Source organism: Rhodohalobacter sulfatireducens, from assembly GCF_022012475.1.
Classification (GTDB): domain Bacteria; phylum Bacteroidota; class Rhodothermia; order Balneolales; family Balneolaceae; genus Rhodohalobacter; species Rhodohalobacter sulfatireducens.
The window spans coordinates 1-1,686 of record NZ_JAKLWS010000087.1; the positions used below are offsets into that span (position 1 = coordinate 1).

Genomic DNA, 1,686 nt, shown 5'->3' on the forward strand with positions numbered 1-1,686 from the left:
ACGCCCAGGAAGATCAATGCCAGTAAAAAGGCTGCCGGACTGATGTAAAGGATCGACATCCGCCCCCCGTAGTTGTCTGCCGGGCGAAGCACCGCAAAGGCCCGGTCGGTCAGCTCCGACTCCTGCGAGATCGCCGCATCCAGCAGGGCACGCAGCGCCTCAGGGGTATGATCGGAGTCAAACTCCCCGTTTTGTTCATAGTAGGCCAGGGCTTGTTCCGCCTGGCTCAGAATATTCTGCAGATCTGTCCGCGTATAGCCCAACTCTTGTATCTGCTGCGGGTCGCCCTCGGCCTGCTCGGCGATAGCTATGTATTCGGGAAAGCGCTGATCAATCTCCTGAAGGATCTGAACCGTTTTCTGCTCATCCAGGGCATCCGGCAGGTACTGGTCGGCAATACCTCCCATAATGGCATTGGAGGCCCCGGCACCAAAGAATCCCATCCCCATCAGCAGAACGATTCCCAGCGATCCCGCCCGCGGGAATCGCTCGCTCATCAGCCCCACCATGGTGGGGAAATGGAAGGCAATCCCGGCCGCATACACGGTGGCGGCTATCATCAGGATCAACAGCCCGCTCTCAAAAAAGGCGAACAGCAGCAGCCCGATGCCCGTCAGCAGCGAACCGGCAAACAGCATCCCGGGAGGAGAAAGCTTCTCCACAAACGGGCCGGCAAAGAACCGAAGCAGCATCATAATTCCGCTGATCCAGGCAAACACCAATATGCCATGTACCCCGGCAGCCTGCAATACCTCCGGGATCCACCGGCCCGGGCCCAGTTCCAGCGACAGGGTAATCATCTTCAAAATAATCAGTCCCCACACCAGCGGATGGGTAAAGGTGTACTTAAACATCTCTTTGATCGGGATCCCCGCTTCACTGACAAGTGTGGGGGGAAACTTCACCGGCAGCAGCAGGTATCCGTAGATCAGCACCGGGATGTAGACAATCGCAATCTGAACGCTCCAGTGCCCGATCGAGATCCCGCCCAACGTACCCACCTGGACCATCGCCCAGCCGAGAACGCCTCCAAAGACCATCCCGCCGGGGAAAAACGCGTGAAAGTGATTCAGCTTGGTGGTCATGTTGTCCGGGAACAGGGCCGCCGTCAGGTTGTTGCCCACCACTTCAATCAGCCCGTTGCCCAGGCCAAATCCCACAGCTCCCAGAAACAGGATCCAAAAGGCGTAAGAGGCCCCGGCAAACCCGTAGGCCGCCAGGAACAGGGTCACCCCGCTCAGGTGGGCCACAAAGGCGCCCCTCACCGAGGTTTTAAAGCCGATCTTTTCCAGGGTCGGGCCGATCAGCAGCAGCGACAGGGCCATCCCCCACAGGGCCGCCCCGCCGATGTACCCCACCTGGGCGTTGGTAAGTAAAAATTCGGTCTTCAGCTGTTGAAGAATATTGCTGACCAGTACAAAGGTAAAAGCTGTTGGCAGCAAGGCCAGGCAGATGCCCGTAAAGATTCGGTTCCGCTGGATCCCCGATAAGATGTCGTCTGATTGAGTCATGGTTAGGCTATTGGTTCGTTAGGGTGTAAACAGGTCATTAGGGTTTCAAAATCTTTAATTAAACGTATAGATCCGTGAACAATAGATCATCATACCTCCCTTTCCGGGATCATCCTCATCACTCAGCATAATTCTCATCCAAAAATCTCCGCATCCCTTCTATGTCATCTACATT

1 protein-coding gene is annotated in these 1,686 nt (G+C 56.1%); it reads right to left on the reverse strand.

Features of this window, described 5'->3' with window-relative positions; genetic code table 11:
* The coding region (locus L6773_RS21180) for an MFS transporter (RefSeq protein WP_237856668.1) at positions 1 to 1,511 on the reverse strand (1,511 nt) is incomplete at its 3' end.
* Between the last annotated feature and the right edge of the window lie 175 nt (positions 1,512 to 1,686).